The organism is Methylobacterium sp. E-046 (assembly GCF_022829625.1).
Taxonomy (GTDB): Bacteria; Pseudomonadota; Alphaproteobacteria; order Rhizobiales; family Beijerinckiaceae; genus Methylobacterium; species Methylobacterium longum.
The window spans coordinates 162,092-176,177 of the sequence record NZ_JAKSYP010000238.1 but is presented as its reverse complement, the minus strand read 5'-3'; the positions used below and the strand labels follow the sequence as shown (position 1 = coordinate 176,177).

Here is a 14,086-nt window from a genome sequence, read left to right as displayed (position 1 = left end):
GCCCAGCGCGTGCTCCAGCTCGGCGAGCCGCTTGCTCACCGCCGAGGGGGCGATCGCGGCCCGTCTCGCCGCGCCGTTGAGTGTGCCCTCCTCGCAGATCGCCGCGAACAGGCGCAGCGTCTTGAGGTCCAGGCGGCTCAGGGTCGCGGCGGCCGGCAGTTCTGCGGGCATCCGGTCTTCCTCTTCGCGGTCGGGACGCGGCCGCCGCTCAGTCCCGGGCCCCGACCGGCTGGCGGTAGGTCCCGTGGCCGAGCTTCGCACCCTGGCGATTGACCAAGCCGAAGCGCATCACCGCCCGCTCCAGGCCGTCGATCGCGTCGACGAGGTGGGTGCGCGCCGCCGCGATGGTGTCCTCCCCCTCCTCGACCGGCGTCTCGGCGAGCTTCACGGCGGCGATGAGGACCCGGTCGCGCTCGTCCTCGAGGCGCGGGTCGCGCTCGACATGGCCGCGGATCTTGGCATCGTAGGCCTCGATGACCGACCAGGGCAGCGCATCCTTGCCGGAGGGCGCCCGGAAGGCCAGCGCGTGGCGCCGCGCCGCCGCCGCGGCAGCCCTGACGTGGTCGGCGAGCTCTGCATCCATCCCTGCATCCATTCCGGATCTCCGCACATCCGCACGCTCCGTGTCGAACGCGGATACATCCGACCCGTTGCCCCCGATCGACGGATGCACCGCCGGTTCGAGGCGAGACCCGGGGAGGCCTTAACCTTGAGCGTTCCGGGACCTATCTCTCGGTTCTGTGATCGATGCACCGGGCGTGACCCGGGCGATAGGGGCCACGACATGATCGCGATGCTGAATGCCGGCGGCCTGCGCCGGACCTCCGGGGCGGCGCGCCTCCTCGGCATGCTCACGCTGATCCTGGCAGCGACCGGGCTCTCGGGCTGCGGAGCGATCAACCAAGTGCCGACCCTGCAGGAGCAGGCGAAATCCTCCTGGAGCGAGGTGCAGAACCAGTACCAGCGCCGGGCCGACCTGATCCCCAACCTGGTCGAGACCGTGAAGGGCTACGCCCAGCAGGAGAAGGACGTGCTGATCGGCGTCACCGAGGCGCGGGCCAAGGCGTCCAGCGTGAAGGTCGACGCCTCGACGGTGAGCGACCCGCAGAAATTCAAGGAGTATCAGGACGCTCAGAACCAGCTTTCGGGCGCCCTTGGGCGTCTGCTGGTGACGGTGGAGAAATATCCGGATCTCAAGTCGAACCAGAACTTCCTGGCCCTGCAATCCCAGCTCGAAGGCACCGAGAACCGGATCGCGGTGGCGCGGCGCGACTACATCACCGCCGTCCAGGCCTACAACACCGAGGTGCGGACCATCCCGGGCCGCTGGATCGCGGCCGTCCTCTACCCCGACGCCAAGCCCATGGAGACCTTCACGGCGACGCCGAACGCCGACCGGCCGCCGAACGTGAAGTTCTAGGTTCGGCCCGTGGGCCGGAGCATCCCCGGGCCGGTGCGGCTCGCCCTGGCGCTCGCCGTCATCGCGGCCTGCCTGGCGGTCTACGCGGTCGGCGCGCGGGCGGCGGAGCTGAGCTTTCCGAAGCTCACCGGCCGCGTCGTCGACGCGGCCGGGATCCTGACACCCGACCAGCGCGGCACGCTCGAAGCCAAGCTGAAGGCGTACGAGGACAAGACCTCCGATCAGGTGGTGGTGGCGACCGTCCCGAACCTCCAGGACACGAGCGTCGAGGATTACGCCAACCGCCTGTTCCGCGACTGGAAGATCGGGCAGGCCAAGACCAACAACGGCGTGCTCCTCCTCGTGGCGCCGAGCGAACGGAAGGTCCGGATCGAAGTCGGCTACGGGCTCGAAGGGGCGCTGACCGACGCACTCTCCCGGGTGATCATCGCGGGCGCCATCACGCCGCGCTTCAAGACCGGCGACTATTTCGGCGGGCTCGATGCCGGCGTCGACGGCATCCTGTCGATCCTCGCGGGGGACGCGCAGGAGTGGCAGCGCAAGCCGCAGGTCCGCACCGACGAGGTCGATCCCGCGCAGGTGGCGCTGTTCATCGGCCTGTTCCTGATCGTGCTGTTCGTCGCCTGGCGCATGAACCGGACCGGCGGCAGCGCGGGTGGCGGCCGGCGGGGCGGCCGGGGTGGCCTCGGCCGTCGCGGCGGTATCGTGATCCTGCCGGGTCCCGGTTCCGGCGGATGGGGTGGCGGCTTCTCGGACGGCGGATCGTCGGGGGGCTTCGGCGGCGGTTTCTCGGGCGGGGGCGGCTCGTCGGGCGGCGGAGGAGCCTCGGGTGACTGGTAGGCGCGGGGAGGTGCTGACACCCGAGGCGCAGGCGCGCCTCGCCCAAGCGGTGGCGCGGGCCGAGGCCGGTACGTCCGGCGAGATCGTCGTGATGGTGTGCCGGCAGGCGGGAGCCTACCGGTCGGTGGTGCTGCTGGCGGCGCTGGTCGCCGCGCTGATCCTGCCCTGGCCGCTGATCGCGCTGACGGCGTGGAGCGCGGCCTCGATCCTGCTCGCGCAGGCCGCCCTCGTGGCCGCGCTCCTCCTGGCGAGCCAGCAGCAGCCCCTGCGGCTCGCCCTGGTGCCACGCCCCCTCCGCCGCGCCCGCGCCCGGGAGGCCGCCCGCCGCGCCTTCTGCTCCCGCGGCCTGAGCCGGACGCGCGGCCGCACCGGCGTGCTGCTCTACCTCTCGCTCGCCGAGCGGCACGCCGAGATTGTCACCGATCTGGGCGTGCTGGGGCGCATCCCGGGGGATCCCTGGAGCGCAGTTCTGGCCGACCTTGTACAGGCGCTCGGCCGCGGCGCGACCGAGGCCGGGCTCACGGTGGCGATCGAGCGGGTCGGCGCCCGCCTGGCCGAACACCTCCCGGCCGACGCCGACGATCCGGACGAGTTGCCGAACCGGGTGATCGTGGTCGATTGAAGCGCGGTTGCGATCCCGGCCAGCGCGACCTTGGTCGGTGATGCGCCGCCGTTCGGCTTCGCCCCGCTCGCGCGGACGGCGCACCGGGGTGATCGGCCGGACGTCCCGGATCGTCCCGCCTCAGGGACGGATGGAACCGGCTCCGCCGCTCGAAGCCGGCGCGGCCCGCCGCGCCGAAGGCCCGCGGAGGGAGCTCATTGTGCGCCGCCGCACGAAGTGCCGCAGCGCCCGTAACTATGTCGGCGTGGACGCGATTTCTCGTTAAGATCGGCATGCTGCAGCGCCCAAGGCGCGGAGCGCCGCCGTGACGAAGACGCGACGAAGACGTGGAGCAAGGCCGGCCCCGCTGGCCTCGCCCGAGGAGCCCGACATGAAGATCCTGATCGCTGCGACCCCGCTCACCGGCCACGTGAACCCGATGCTCGCCATCGGCCGGGCCGCCGCCGCGCGTGGCGACACCGTCCTGATGCTGAGCGACCCGGCGTTCCGCCCGAAGGTGGAGGCCGCCGGCTTGCGCTTCACCGGCTACCCCGACAACGGGTCCGCCGCGTATCGCGAGACCGAGCTGCCCGCCGGCCCCGAGCGCTACCGGCGCGAGTTCGAGCGGCGCTTCATCGACCCGATGCCCGTTCAGGCCGAGACGCTCCGGCGGCTGATCGCCGACGAGGCGCCGGACGTGATCGTGGCCGGCAGCATGTTCCTCGGCGTACTGCCGCTGCTGCTCGATACGGCCCCGCGCCCGCCGATCGTGACGGTCAACGTCAGCTTCCTGTTCCTGGAGCGTCCCGATCACGCCCCCGTCGGCCTCGGCCTGCCGCCCGCGCGGGATCAGGCCGAGCGCGTCCGCTATGCGGCGCTGAAGGCCGGCATGGACGCGGCCTTCGCCAATCCGGTGCGCGCCTACACGGACGGCCAGCTCGCCCGGCTGGGCCTGCCGCCCTTGCCGGCCTCCCTCCCCCATTCCATCGTCGTCCTGCCGGATCTGTTCCTGCAGTCCACCGTGCCGGGCTTCGAGTACGATTACGGTGCGCTGCCCCCGGGTGTCCGCTTCATCGGGCTGCTACAGCCGCCCGCGCCGCCGGCGCCGCTGCCGGAATGGTGGCCCGAACTGGAGGCAGCGAACGCGGCCGGAAGGCCGGTGGTCCTGGCGACGCAGGGTACCCTCGCCAACGCGGATTTCGGCGAGCTGGTGGAGCCGACGCTCGCCGCCCTGGCCGACCGGGACGACCTCCTCGTCCTGGCCACCACCGGCGGGCGCCCCACCGCGGCCCTGCGCGGACCGATCCCCTCCAACACTCGCGTCTCCGAGTTCCTGCCGTTCCGCGAGCTGCTGCCGCGGGTGAGCGTGCTGGTGACCAACGGCGGCTACGGCAGCGTCTCGCAGGCCCTCGCCGCCGGCGTGCCCATCGTCTCGGCCGGCCTCACCGAGGACAAGGCGGAGGTGAACGCGCGCATCGACTGGTCCGGCGCCGGCCTCAACCTCGCCACCAACGCGCCCAGCGTGGACCAACTCCGAACCGCAGTGACGCGGGTGCTCGATGAGCCCGGTTTCCGGCGGCGCGCCGGAGCGCTTCAGGCGTCCTTCGCCACCCGGGACGCCCTGTCTGGGATCATGACGGCGATCGACGATCTCGGCGCCGCCGGTCCGGTTCGCGGCGTCGGCGCGGGCCTGGCCGTGCCGCTGAGGAGATCGGCGTGATGGCCCATCCCGATCCCGCGGACGACGAGGCGCCCCTGCGCGTCGTCGTCGATCTCAACCTGTGCCAGGGCTACGCGCAGTGCTGCTACGCGGCGCCCGATGCCTTCGTGCTACGCGGACACGAGATCCTGTTCTACAATCCCGCGCCGCTGGCCGGGCAGCGCGGCGCGATCGAGCGGGCGGTCCAGGCCTGTCCGGTCCGCGCCATCCGCATCCAGGCCGGCGCGGATGAGGGAGACGTGCCGTGACCCCTGAGCCAGCCGGCATCGTCGTCGTCGGCGCATCGCTGGCGGGCCTGCGGGGGGCCGAGGCGCTGCGGCGGGGCGGTTACGGCGGCCCGCTGACCCTCGTCGGGGCGGAGCCCTACCGCCCCTATGACCGGCCGCCGCTGTCCAAGCATGTCCTGGCCGGGGAATTGGAGCCCGGGGCGACCCGCCTGCCGGAACTCACCGCCCTGCGGGCCCGGTGGCGCCTCGGGAGCGCCGCGGTGGCGCTCGACCGGGCGGCCCGCACGATCCGGCTCTCCGATGGTTCGGTGCTGGCCTACGACAGGCTTCTCCTCGCCACCGGCGCCGAGGCCCGGCCCTGGCCGGCCGCGGCCGGGGGTGGATTGTCCGGCATCCACACGCTCCGGGGCCGCGACGATGCCACTTCCCTGCGCGCCGCCCTGGTGGCCGGCCCGCGCCGGGTGCTGATCGTCGGCGGCGGCTTGATCGGCTGCGAGGCGGCGTCCTGCCTGCGCGACCTCGGCCTGCCCGTGACCCTCGTGGACCCGAACCCGACGCCCCTGGCCAAGACCCTGGGGACCTTCGTGGGCAGCGTGATCGCCGCGTGCCTGCGCGCGTCCGGCGCGGAGTTCCGCCCCGGCACGATGGTGCGCGCCTTCGAGGGCGACGCGTCGGGCCGCGTCGTCCGCGCCCGGCTGGCGGATGGCAGCGCGATCGAGGCTGATCTCGTCATCGCGGCCCTCGGCGCGATGCGGGCCACCGGATGGCTCGACGGTGCCGGGCTGATGGCGGATCCCGGCGGCGTGACCTGCGACGCGGCCTGCCGGGCCCGCACGGCGGCCGGCGCGGCCTGCCCCGACATCTACGTGGCGGGCGATGTCGCCCGCTGGCCCATCCGGCTCTACGGCGGACGGCTTGTCTCGGTGGAGCACTGGAGCAACGCCGTCGAGCAGGCCGCGCACGCCGCCCGCAACATGCTGGCCCAGGCCGATGACCAGCGGCCCTACGAGCATCTGCCGGCCTTCTGGTCGAGCCAGTTCGGAATCAACATCAAGCTCGTCGGCCTGACTGCGGGCGCGGACTCGATCTCGGTCGTGCAGGGCACGCGGGCCTCGCGTCGGTTCCTCGCCGTCTACGGTCAAGCCGGGCGCAGCATCGCGGCCCTGTCGTTCGATCAGGCGCGCTGGCTGCCGGCCTACGCGGAGGCGATCCGGGCCGGCGATCCGGTTCCGCCGATCCTGGGCGCCGCCGACCAGCCCCGGATCGAGACCGCCGCACCCGGTTTCCCGCCGCCGCGCGCCGCCGCTCCGGCGGCGCAGCCCGCCGAGGTCGCGCATGGCTGACGACACCCTCCTCCCCGCCGGCACGGCGTTCCACGCCGCCATGCCCGTCTCCGACACCGGGCCTATCCCCGACACCGGGCCTGTCCCCGACGACCTGCTCTTCGCCGCCGTGACGGACCCGGCCAACCGGGCCGATCCCTACCCGCTCTACGCCCGGCTGCGGGAGCGCCCGGTCTCGCGCCAGCGCGACGGCAGCTACGTCGTCAGCACCCAGGCCGCGATCCGGGCCCTGATCTTCGATCCGCGCCTCAGCTCGGAGGATCTGCCGCCGTTCAAGCGGCCGCGGACCGGCAACCCCCTGCGCGACTGGATCATCAACCCGATCCGCAGCCGCATCGCCACGGCCCATCGGCCGCTGATCTTCCGCGATCCGCCGGACCACGACGTCCTGCGAGCCGCCGTGATGGGCGAGTTCACCATCCCGCGGGTGCAGGGATTGCGCGACCGCGTGGCCCGGGAGGTGGACACGCTCCTCGACGCGTGCCGCGGGCGCCGCGAGATCTGCCTCGTGGGTGACTTGTCCTATCCCCTGCCCGTCTCGGTGATCTGCGAGCTGCTCGGCGTGCCGGAATCCGACGAGCCGCGGTTCCAGTCCTGGGCGACGCAGCTCGCCACCGCGCTGGAGCCCGACGCGCGCCGCGATGTCGAGGCCCGTCGCCACACCGTGGCGGCCTTCGACGCGATCTCCGATTACATGCGTGCGCTCATCGCCGAGAAACGCCGCCACCCGGCCGACGACATGCTCAGCGGGCTCGCCGCCCCGGGGCCGGGCGGCAAGAAGCGGATGAGCGACTTCGACCTGATCTCCACCGCGATCCTTCTGCTGGTCGCCGGCCATGAGACCACGGTCAATCTCATCACCAACGCGATGCTGACCCTCCTCCGGCACCCGCAGGAGCTGGAGCGCCTGCGGGCCGATCCCGAACGGGCCCCGCGGCTGATCGAGGAGGTGCTGCGCTACGAGCCGCCGGTGCATTTCCGGACCCGGAAGGCCCTCGGCGCCATCACCGTCGCCGGCGAGACGATCCCGAAGGGCGCGGCGGTCGTCCTGCTGTTCGCCTCAGCGAACCGCGATCCGGCGCGGTTCGCGGCACCGGACCGCTTCGACCCCGATCGCCCGGACATCGAGCATTTCGGCTTCGGCGGCGGCCTGCATTACTGCGTGGGCGCTCCCCTCGCCCGGATCGAGGCGGAGATCGCGCTGGTGGCGCTGAGCCGACGCCTCGTGGCCCCGAGGCTGATGCGCGATCCGCCGTACCGGTCCGGGGCCTCGCTTCGCGGGCCCGAGGAACTCCGGATCGCCATCGACGCCGTCGCCTGACCGGCACCTCGCGGGCGGGCGCGGCGGGCGTCACCGGTTAAGCATCGGTGAAGGCCGGTGTTTCACGTGAAACATTTGTAAACCCTTGGCCGGCGGCCCCGGCGCGGCGGAGGGCGGATCGCCGACATCGCGCGGCCGAGACCCGGCCACCCGGGCGCGAACGGATGCCGCACCGCCGGAACTTGGCCATATCGCCGCGCGCTTGTCCTCGGAGGTGGCCGAAACCGGCCACGGCCTGCTGACATTCGGAGATCCTCGCCATGAAGGCATTGTGCTGGCACGGCCGCAACGACATCCGCTGCGACACCGTCCCGGATCCCGTCATCGAGGATGCCCGCGACGTGATCATCAAGGTGACGAGTTGCGCGATCTGCGGCTCGGATCTCCACCTGATGGACGGCCTGATGCCCACCATGGAGAGCGGTGACGTCCTCGGCCACGAGTTCATGGGCGAGGTCGTGGAGGTCGGGCAGGGCTTCACCAAGTTCAAGAAGGGCGACCGGATCGTCGTCCCGTTCAACATCAATTGCGGCGCGTGCCGGCAGTGCAAACTCGGCAATTTCTCGGTCTGCGAGCGCTCGAACCGCAACGCCGAGATGGCGGCCGCGCAGTTCGGCTATCCCACGGCCGGGCTGTTCGGCTACTCGCACCTCACCGGCGGCTACGCGGGCGGCCAGGCCGAGTATGTCCGCGTCCCCATGGCCGACGTGGCGCCCATGAAGGTGCCGGACGGCATGGACGACGAATCGGTCCTGTTCCTCACCGACATCCTGCCCACCGGCTGGCAGGGCGCGGAGCATTGCGAGATCCAGGGCGGCGAGACCATCGCAGTCTGGGGGGCGGGCCCGGTCGGCATCTTCGCCATCCAGTCGGCCCGGATCATGGGCGCCGAGCGCATCATCGCCGTCGAGACGGTGCCCGAGCGCATCGCCCTGGCCAAGAAGGCGGGCGCCACCGACGTCATCGACTTCATGAACGAGGACGTGTTCGAGCGCATCAAGGAGATCACCAAGGGCCAGGGCGCCGACGGCGTGATCGACTGCGTCGGTATGGAAGCCAGCGCCGGCCACGGCGGCCTCACCGGCCTGCTCTCCACCGTTCAGGAAAAGCTCACCGCGACGGAGCGGCCCTACGCCCTGGCGGAGGCCATCAAGGCGGTGCGGCCCTGCGGGATCGTCTCGGTGCCGGGGGTCTATGGCGGGCCGATCCCGGTCAACATGGGCTCGATCGTCCAGAAGGGCCTGACCCTCAAGAGCGGCCAGACCCACGTGAAGCGGTACCTCGAGACGCTGACCAAGCTGATCCAGGAGGGCAAGATCGACATGACGTCCCTGATCACCCACCGCTCCAAGGATCTCGCGGAGGGACCGGATCTCTACAAGGCCTTCCGCGACAAGATGGATGGCTGCGTGAAGGTGGTGTTCCACCTCTGAGCCGGAGATCGGGCCGCCGGACGTAAGGGCGCCTCGGGGCCTTGCCCCGGGGCCGGCATCGGGGTGAACGCGCGGTCGCGGCGTTGACGGATCGCGGTTCCGCGTCGAGAACGGCGGGGGAGTTCGGCCGTGTGATCTCAGACGCTCGAGTCCGGTCGTGGCCGGACCGGCGGGATACGCCATGTGCAATCTCTACAGCCTGCGGACCGGCCCGGCCGACCTGCGCGCCGCCTTCGGGATCGCGCAGGATCACACCGGTAACCTTCCATTGTTGCCGGCTATATTTCCCGACCAGATGGCGCCCGTGGTGACGAGCGGGGCGGCGGGGCGCGACCTCGCCATGATGCGCTGGGGCATGCCGGGTCCGAAGGCGTTCGGCGAGCATCCGGTCACCAACGTGCGCAACGTCGCGAGCCCGCACTGGCGCCCGTGGCTCGGTGTCGCCCATCGCTGCCTCGTGCCGGTTACCGCCTTCAGCGAGTACGCCGACACCAAGCCGCGCAAGACCCCGGTCTGGTTCGCCCTGGCCGCGGACAGGCCGCTCTTCGCCTTCGCGGGGATCTGGCGGCCGTGGACGGGAGTGCGGGGGACGAAGCGTGAGAACCCGGACCGGCTCGCCGAGGAGCACCGGCTGTTCTCCTTCCTGACCACGGAGGCGAACGGTATCGTCGGATCGGTCCATCCCAAGGCGATGCCGGTGCTGCTCACCAATCCGGAGGAATGGGCCACCTGGCTGGAAGCCCCCACCGCGGAGGCCCTCCGCCTGCAGCGTCCGCTGCCGGATTTCGAGATGCTCGAAGTGGCCCGCGGCGCGCGGTCGGACGAACCGGACGGACGCGCCGGGGATTGAGCCGCCCGGGCCCCGTCAGCCGCCGGCCGGATCCGCCGCGGGTGCGGCGGGCGCCTGGTCAGCGCCCCAGCCGCGGGCCCGCCAACGCGTCACGACGGCGGCGTTGAGCCGGGCGATCCGGGCGCGGTGCGCCTCCCAGAACGAGCGCGGAGCCGCCGGAGCGGCGGGTGCAGGCTCCCGATGCGCCGGAACCGAGGCTCTGGCGGCGAGCCGAACCGGCCCGGACCGGGATCCCGGGGCCGACCGGAGCTCGGGATCGGCCAGGATCGCCTGCGCGCGGGCGCAGTAGAGCTGCGACAGGGGCGACATCACCTCCGAACCGTGGCCGGCGCGATACTTCATCAGGGCGCGGCACAGGTCGCCGTCGGCCCGGCGCCAGGCCTCGGTGAGGTAGCGCACGCCGTAGCGGACGTTGACCTCCGGCGCCGCCAGTTCCGCGACCGTGCCACGGAAGCCCAGCATCGCCGCAGTGCTGGGCCGGACCTGCATCAGCCCGACTTCGCCGACGCTGCCCACGACGGCGGGATCGTAGCCGCTCTCGATCCGGGCGACGGCGTCGGCCACGGCGATCGGCAGACCGGTGCCCGTCGCCGCGCGGGCGATCAGCGGCAGGAAGCGGGCGCGCGCATCGGTCACCGGCATCGGCGCGGCGGCCGGCGGGACCGGCGGCAGGGCCGCCAAGCCGAGGGCGTGCACCGCCAGAAAGGTCGCGGGCCGGGCCTGCGCGGGACCGGCAAGGGCCAGCGGCAGCAGGAGGAGACAAGGAACGCGCATCGGCCGCCACGCGGGAAGGGCAGCGGCAAGGGTAAGCCCGGCCTCTCAACGAAGCCTTAGCGGCCCCCGGAGGAACCCTGCCTCGCCCCCGGCGCCTCCGGTGGCACGGGGCGCGCGGCCCTCGGGCGCTCCGCCTCGGCGCAGGACGGGGCGCGGGGATCGGGCGGGGCCGTGTACCGGATGGGTTCCGCGAGCCCGTCTCCGTCACTGAACCGGGCCGCCGTCCCGTGCTTGGAGCAGCCGCAGGGCCTCGCCCAGCACCGCATGCAGATCGGTGACGCCCTGCGGCGAGAGGGGCAGGCCGACGCGCTGGCCGTGGATCGTATCGAGCACCACGACCGCGAGGTCCTCGCCGACCAGCAGGCTGGGCTGCGGCAGGCAGAGCGGGAGGACGAAGTCGCCCTCGGTCTCGCCCAGGACATCCACCGCGTCGGTGGCACGGAAGGGCGGTTTCGAGCCGGTCATCGCAACCTGTCCTCGCGTTCCTCTCCGCTGCGTCGGGTGGCGGCTCCGCCACGGGGCGCGGCTACGGGCGGTCCTGCCGGGGCACGCGCAGGCTTCGCACCGTGAGCGTGTCGATCTCCAGCGCCCCCACCGCCAGCGATCCCACCCGCGCGCGGCCCACCGAGAGGCGGCCGATCGCGAAGGCACCCACGGCCACCGCGCCCAGGGCAGCGACCCCGAGCGCCAAGGCTCCCACAGCCCCCGCTCCCATGGCCCCCGCTCCCATGGCCCCGGCTCCCATGGCCCCGGCCCCGACAGGGCCCGCCCCGAGGGTCCTCGCGCCGCGGAGCGCCACCGGCTCGGTCGGCATCGCGCCGTCCGCCGCCGGAATCCTCGATGCACGCATGTGGGCTCCCTCGCGACTCGCCCCCGCCTCCCTATACCCCACGTTAACCGCGTTTTCACGCCGCGGGCGGACGATCCAGCCCTGTCCGGACCAGGCGTCCGCAACCCGAAAGGACGCCGATCATGCAGCACCTTCTACCGGCCTTCACGATCTTCACCGTCGGCTGCGTGCTGATCTACGCCGGGCGCGCCTACGCCCGGGTGACCACGGTGCTGCTCTCGACCACCGCGCTGATGCTGAGCCTGACCCTCGGCACCGTGCTGTGTCAGCGAATCGGCCTGCCCTCGGGCTCCGCCGAGGCCGGCGCCCCGTTCTGGCCGTCAGCCGGCAAAGCGAATCCTTAGGCGATCCGCGGCCTTTCGTTGGTCGATCGAGAGCGCCGCGGGCGGTCGGCGTCGGCGGTCGTGGCCCCCGGCGTCCGGCCGGCCGGCATGCGGCCGAGAGGCGGGGCGGGCCGCGGTCGCGGCGCCGGGCCGGGAGCACCGGGGCCCGCGGTGGGGCACGGCGACGAAGGCCGGCGCGTTGCCGCACCGGCTCGCATCGGCGTCGCCCGACAGCTCGGCACGCGCCGGGGTCAGGGCCAGACGCGCAGCGCCACCGGGCGGCGGAACAGGTCGCGATCCGAGGTGATCGTGCAGCCCTCGACGCGCAGGCTCGCGTAGGTCAGGAGCGCCGCGTCGCCGACATCGTCGAAGTTGCGCCCCGTCGCGTCCGGATCGAGGAGCGACGGGTAGGCGATGAGCGGGCTCCTGGCGGTGCAGGGATCGTCGTAGAGCGTGGCACCTGCGACCAGCAGGCGCGGAGTGTCCCAGGTGATCAGGTCGCGGGAGGACGTCCAGTAGAAGCCGGATTCGGCGAAGCCCTCGCCGGCCTTGGCCATGAACACGGCGATCCAGGCCCCCGAGCCGCGGTGGCGGACCACGGCCCCGACAGGCCCCGGGAACGGTCCGACCGGCCGGCAGGTGGCCGGGCTCGCGCGGGTGGCGAGATAGGGGTCCGGGAAGGCTGCTGTGAAGCCCGTGCCGGTCCAGGCGCGCCAGCGGGTCGGGTCGGCGGGATCGTCGCTGCGGAACAGGCAGAGTCCCGCCTCCTGATCGCTGCCGGGGCGGGTCCAGCCCGTGGTCGAGGCGAGGAAGTACCGCCAGCGCCCGTCCGCCACGATGTTGGAGGGGTTGAAGAAACCCCGGTGATGGCCCTGGTCGACCTCCTGCCGGAACGGGGCCGCGGCCACCACGGCGGGCGGGGTCTTGCGCGTGAAGCTGCGCCCCCCGTCCACGGAGGCGGCGGCCGTGATCGTGTTGTACCAGCAGGCCATGTAGGTCCCCGCCTTGCAGCGGCCTGGATGCTCGTTGGCCTGGTACTCGTGGTGGAGGAGCGCGGCCACGCGGACACCGTCCTCGGTCCAGGTGGCGGTGATCCAGGAGCGGTCGTCGTAGGCCGCCGGATCGGATTTCTCACCGGACTCGAGCACCACCGTGCAGTCGAGCTTGAGATGGCCGAGATCCGGGCCGCGCAGCGCCCGGTTGCGGTAATGCATGCCGTAGAGCGCCACCGCCCCGGAGGCGTCCCGGAAGGCGCGCGCGGACGCGTCCGGGACATCGGCTCCGTCGCAGGCGTCGCGGCCCGCCTTGAAGATGAGGGTGGGCGGCCCGACCAGGGTCAGGGCGGAGAGCGGCGGATCGGGCGCGGCTCGGGCCGGGAGGGCCAGAAGGAGGGCTGGCGCCAGCCACCGAGCCACGCGATCGAGGCGCGATGCCCGCCCTCCCCCCTCAGCGGCGGAGGGCTTCCCCTGCCGCGGGGGGAGAGAGCCGCGCGGAGCCGCTCGCTCCGCACGGGCCAACGGACATGCGTAAACACCGTGCCCCCCGGCTGGGGGCGACAGCGGCGCGTGCCATCTCCGGAAGATCCAGTCCGCCCAGTCCATGGCCGCCATCCGGCTGCGTCCCGGCCACGCCTGGACAAACGGGGCGAGATTCGCTTGAGAATTCTTACAGAGTGCTTGCCGCCCGGCGGCCCGACCGAAAGTCCCCCATGCTGCTCCTGATCCTCGGGCTCGTGCTGTTCCTCGGCACGCACGCCTTCTCGATGGCCCGCACCCGGCGCGCCGAGATCGTCGGTCGGATCGGCGAGGGCCGCTACAAGCTCGGCTACACGGCCCTGTCGCTGCTGGGGCTGGTTCTGATCGGCGTCGGCTTCCACGATTACCGGCTCAACGGCTACATCCCGGTCTGGGACCCGCCGGTCTGGACGCGCCACCTCGCCCTGACGCTCGTCTGGCTGGCCTTCGTCAGCCTCGCCGCCGCCTACCTGCCGGGTCATATCCGCGCCAAGGCCAAGCACCCGATGCTGCTGGCCGTGAAGATCTGGGCGACCGCGCACCTCCTGGCCAACGGCGATCTGGGCTCGATGCTGCTGTTCGGCGGCTTCCTGGCCTGGGCGGTCTCGGCCCGGATCAGCGCCAAGCGCCGGGCGCTGCCCGCAGGCGCGGTGGCGGCCCAGCACGGCGGCCCCGCGGTGGCGCCCCAGGGCTGGCGCAACGACATCCTGGCGGTCGTGATCGGCACGGCCGCATGGTTCGTCTTCGCCCGCTACCTGCACTACCCGGTGATCGGCGTCCCGGTCTGGCCGGGCGTCAGCTGAGACGCCGCCTGTCGCCAACCCGGCGCCCGTGTGTTAGGCGCGGGGCTCAACCGAGGTACGAGGTGGC

At 72.6% G+C, this 14,086-nt stretch carries 17 protein-coding genes; 11 read left to right on the top strand and 6 right to left on the bottom strand.

What is annotated here, in order from left to right:
* Together MKK82_RS25655 and MKK82_RS25650 are read right to left on the bottom strand one after the other, a co-directional pair.
* A partial coding sequence (locus MKK82_RS25655) for a LysR family transcriptional regulator (RefSeq protein WP_243987242.1) occupies positions 1–171 on the bottom strand: 171 nt, incomplete at its 3' end.
* A gap of 37 nt (positions 172–208) precedes the next feature.
* Entirely contained in the window at positions 209–583 is a 375-nt protein-coding gene (locus tag MKK82_RS25650) for a hypothetical protein (RefSeq protein WP_238286902.1), read from the bottom strand.
* A 201-nt stretch (positions 584–784) separates the two neighbouring features.
* Here MKK82_RS25650 and MKK82_RS25645 point away from each other — a divergent pair, with 201 nt between their 5' ends.
* The 9 genes from MKK82_RS25645 (at position 785) to MKK82_RS25605 (ending at position 9,755) form a co-directional block, all read left to right on the top strand.
* Positions 785–1,420, top strand: a complete 636-nt coding sequence (locus MKK82_RS25645; RefSeq protein ID WP_373323313.1) for a LemA family protein — start codon at positions 785–787, stop codon at positions 1,418–1,420.
* 9 nt (positions 1,421–1,429) lie between these two features.
* Entirely contained in the window at positions 1,430–2,260 is an 831-nt protein-coding gene (locus tag MKK82_RS25640; RefSeq protein ID WP_409566837.1) for a TPM domain-containing protein, read from the top strand.
* Positions 2,250–2,882 carry a TPM domain-containing protein gene (locus MKK82_RS25635; RefSeq protein WP_238286904.1) on the top strand — a complete coding sequence of 211 codons (633 nt, stop codon included), beginning with the start codon at positions 2,250–2,252 and terminating at the stop codon, positions 2,880–2,882. The genes MKK82_RS25640 and MKK82_RS25635 overlap by 11 nt, the downstream gene beginning before the upstream one ends.
* A gap of 370 nt (positions 2,883–3,252) precedes the next feature.
* A complete protein-coding gene (locus MKK82_RS25630) occupies positions 3,253–4,581 on the top strand; it encodes a nucleotide disphospho-sugar-binding domain-containing protein (RefSeq protein WP_243987238.1) in 1,329 nt (442 codons plus the stop codon).
* Positions 4,581–4,829, top strand: coding sequence for a ferredoxin (locus tag MKK82_RS25625; protein ID WP_238286907.1), 249 nt, complete (start codon positions 4,581–4,583; stop codon positions 4,827–4,829). Before MKK82_RS25630 ends, MKK82_RS25625 begins: the two co-directional genes overlap by 1 nt.
* Positions 4,826–6,151: an NAD(P)/FAD-dependent oxidoreductase gene (locus MKK82_RS25620; protein WP_243987237.1), complete on the top strand. Its 1,326-nt coding sequence runs from the start codon at positions 4,826–4,828 to the stop codon at positions 6,149–6,151. The genes MKK82_RS25625 and MKK82_RS25620 overlap by 4 nt, the downstream gene beginning before the upstream one ends.
* 40 nt (positions 6,152–6,191) lie before the next feature.
* Positions 6,192–7,472: a cytochrome P450 gene (locus tag MKK82_RS25615; RefSeq protein WP_238287146.1), complete on the top strand. Its 1,281-nt coding sequence runs from the start codon at positions 6,192–6,194 to the stop codon at positions 7,470–7,472.
* A gap of 260 nt (positions 7,473–7,732) precedes the next feature.
* Positions 7,733–8,905: a zinc-dependent alcohol dehydrogenase gene (locus MKK82_RS25610; RefSeq protein ID WP_238286910.1), complete on the top strand. Its 1,173-nt coding sequence runs from the start codon at positions 7,733–7,735 to the stop codon at positions 8,903–8,905.
* 181 nt (positions 8,906–9,086) lie between these two features.
* Positions 9,087–9,755 (top strand): SOS response-associated peptidase, encoded by a 669-nt coding sequence (locus MKK82_RS25605; protein WP_238286911.1) that lies wholly within the window; start codon positions 9,087–9,089, stop codon positions 9,753–9,755.
* A gap of 15 nt (positions 9,756–9,770) precedes the next feature.
* On the opposite strand, the gene MKK82_RS25600 is transcribed toward MKK82_RS25605, so the two are convergent.
* The 3 genes from MKK82_RS25600 to MKK82_RS25590 all read right to left on the bottom strand — a co-directional run bounded on the left by MKK82_RS25600 (position 9,771) and on the right by MKK82_RS25590 (position 11,379).
* Positions 9,771–10,529: a lytic transglycosylase domain-containing protein gene (locus MKK82_RS25600; RefSeq protein ID WP_238286912.1), complete on the bottom strand. Its 759-nt coding sequence runs from the start codon at positions 10,527–10,529 to the stop codon at positions 9,771–9,773.
* A gap of 204 nt (positions 10,530–10,733) precedes the next feature.
* A complete protein-coding gene (locus tag MKK82_RS25595) occupies positions 10,734–10,994 on the bottom strand; it encodes a hypothetical protein (RefSeq protein WP_238286913.1) in 261 nt (86 codons plus the stop codon).
* A 61-nt stretch (positions 10,995–11,055) separates the two neighbouring features.
* Positions 11,056–11,379, bottom strand: a complete 324-nt coding sequence (locus MKK82_RS25590) for a hypothetical protein (RefSeq protein WP_238286914.1) — start codon at positions 11,377–11,379, stop codon at positions 11,056–11,058.
* A 122-nt stretch (positions 11,380–11,501) separates the two neighbouring features.
* On the opposite strand from MKK82_RS25590, the gene MKK82_RS25585 reads away from it, so the two are divergent.
* Positions 11,502–11,723, top strand: coding sequence for a hypothetical protein (locus tag MKK82_RS25585; protein ID WP_238286915.1), 222 nt, complete (start codon positions 11,502–11,504; stop codon positions 11,721–11,723).
* A 230-nt stretch (positions 11,724–11,953) separates the two neighbouring features.
* Here MKK82_RS25585 and MKK82_RS25580 read toward each other — a convergent pair whose 3' ends face one another.
* The gene (locus MKK82_RS25580) at positions 11,954–13,117 is read right to left on the bottom strand and encodes a hypothetical protein (protein WP_243987236.1); all 1,164 of its coding nucleotides are present in this window, start codon (positions 13,115–13,117) and stop codon (positions 11,954–11,956) included.
* Between the two features lie 293 nt (positions 13,118–13,410).
* On the opposite strand from MKK82_RS25580, the gene MKK82_RS25575 reads away from it, so the two are divergent.
* Complete coding sequence (locus tag MKK82_RS25575; protein WP_238286917.1) at positions 13,411–14,019, top strand: NnrU family protein; 609 nt, start codon at positions 13,411–13,413, stop codon at positions 14,017–14,019.
* Positions 14,020–14,086: the final 67 nt, after the last annotated feature.

Bases quoted from the DNA above. Each gene is read 5' to 3' on its own strand.
- MKK82_RS25650 (WP_238286902.1), bottom strand. From the start codon at position 583: ATGGATGCAGAGCTCGCCGACCACGTCAGGGCTGCCGCGGCGGCGGCG.
- MKK82_RS25645 (WP_373323313.1), top strand. From the start codon at position 785: ATGATCGCGATGCTGAATGCCGGCGGCCTGCGCCGGACCTCCGGGGCG.
- MKK82_RS25630 (WP_243987238.1), top strand. From the start codon at position 3,253: ATGAAGATCCTGATCGCTGCGACCCCGCTCACCGGCCACGTGAACCCG.
- MKK82_RS25625 (WP_238286907.1), top strand. From the start codon at position 4,581: ATGGCCCATCCCGATCCCGCGGACGACGAGGCGCCCCTGCGCGTCGTC.
- MKK82_RS25615 (WP_238287146.1), top strand. From the start codon at position 6,192: ATGCCCGTCTCCGACACCGGGCCTATCCCCGACACCGGGCCTGTCCCC.
- MKK82_RS25610 (WP_238286910.1), top strand. From the start codon at position 7,733: ATGAAGGCATTGTGCTGGCACGGCCGCAACGACATCCGCTGCGACACC.
- MKK82_RS25605 (WP_238286911.1), top strand. From the start codon at position 9,087: ATGTGCAATCTCTACAGCCTGCGGACCGGCCCGGCCGACCTGCGCGCC.
- MKK82_RS25600 (WP_238286912.1), bottom strand. From the start codon at position 10,529: ATGCGCGTTCCTTGTCTCCTCCTGCTGCCGCTGGCCCTTGCCGGTCCC.
- MKK82_RS25595 (WP_238286913.1), bottom strand. From the start codon at position 10,994: ATGACCGGCTCGAAACCGCCCTTCCGTGCCACCGACGCGGTGGATGTC.
- MKK82_RS25590 (WP_238286914.1), bottom strand. From the start codon at position 11,379: ATGCGTGCATCGAGGATTCCGGCGGCGGACGGCGCGATGCCGACCGAG.
- MKK82_RS25585 (WP_238286915.1), top strand. From the start codon at position 11,502: ATGCAGCACCTTCTACCGGCCTTCACGATCTTCACCGTCGGCTGCGTG.
- MKK82_RS25575 (WP_238286917.1), top strand. From the start codon at position 13,411: ATGCTGCTCCTGATCCTCGGGCTCGTGCTGTTCCTCGGCACGCACGCC.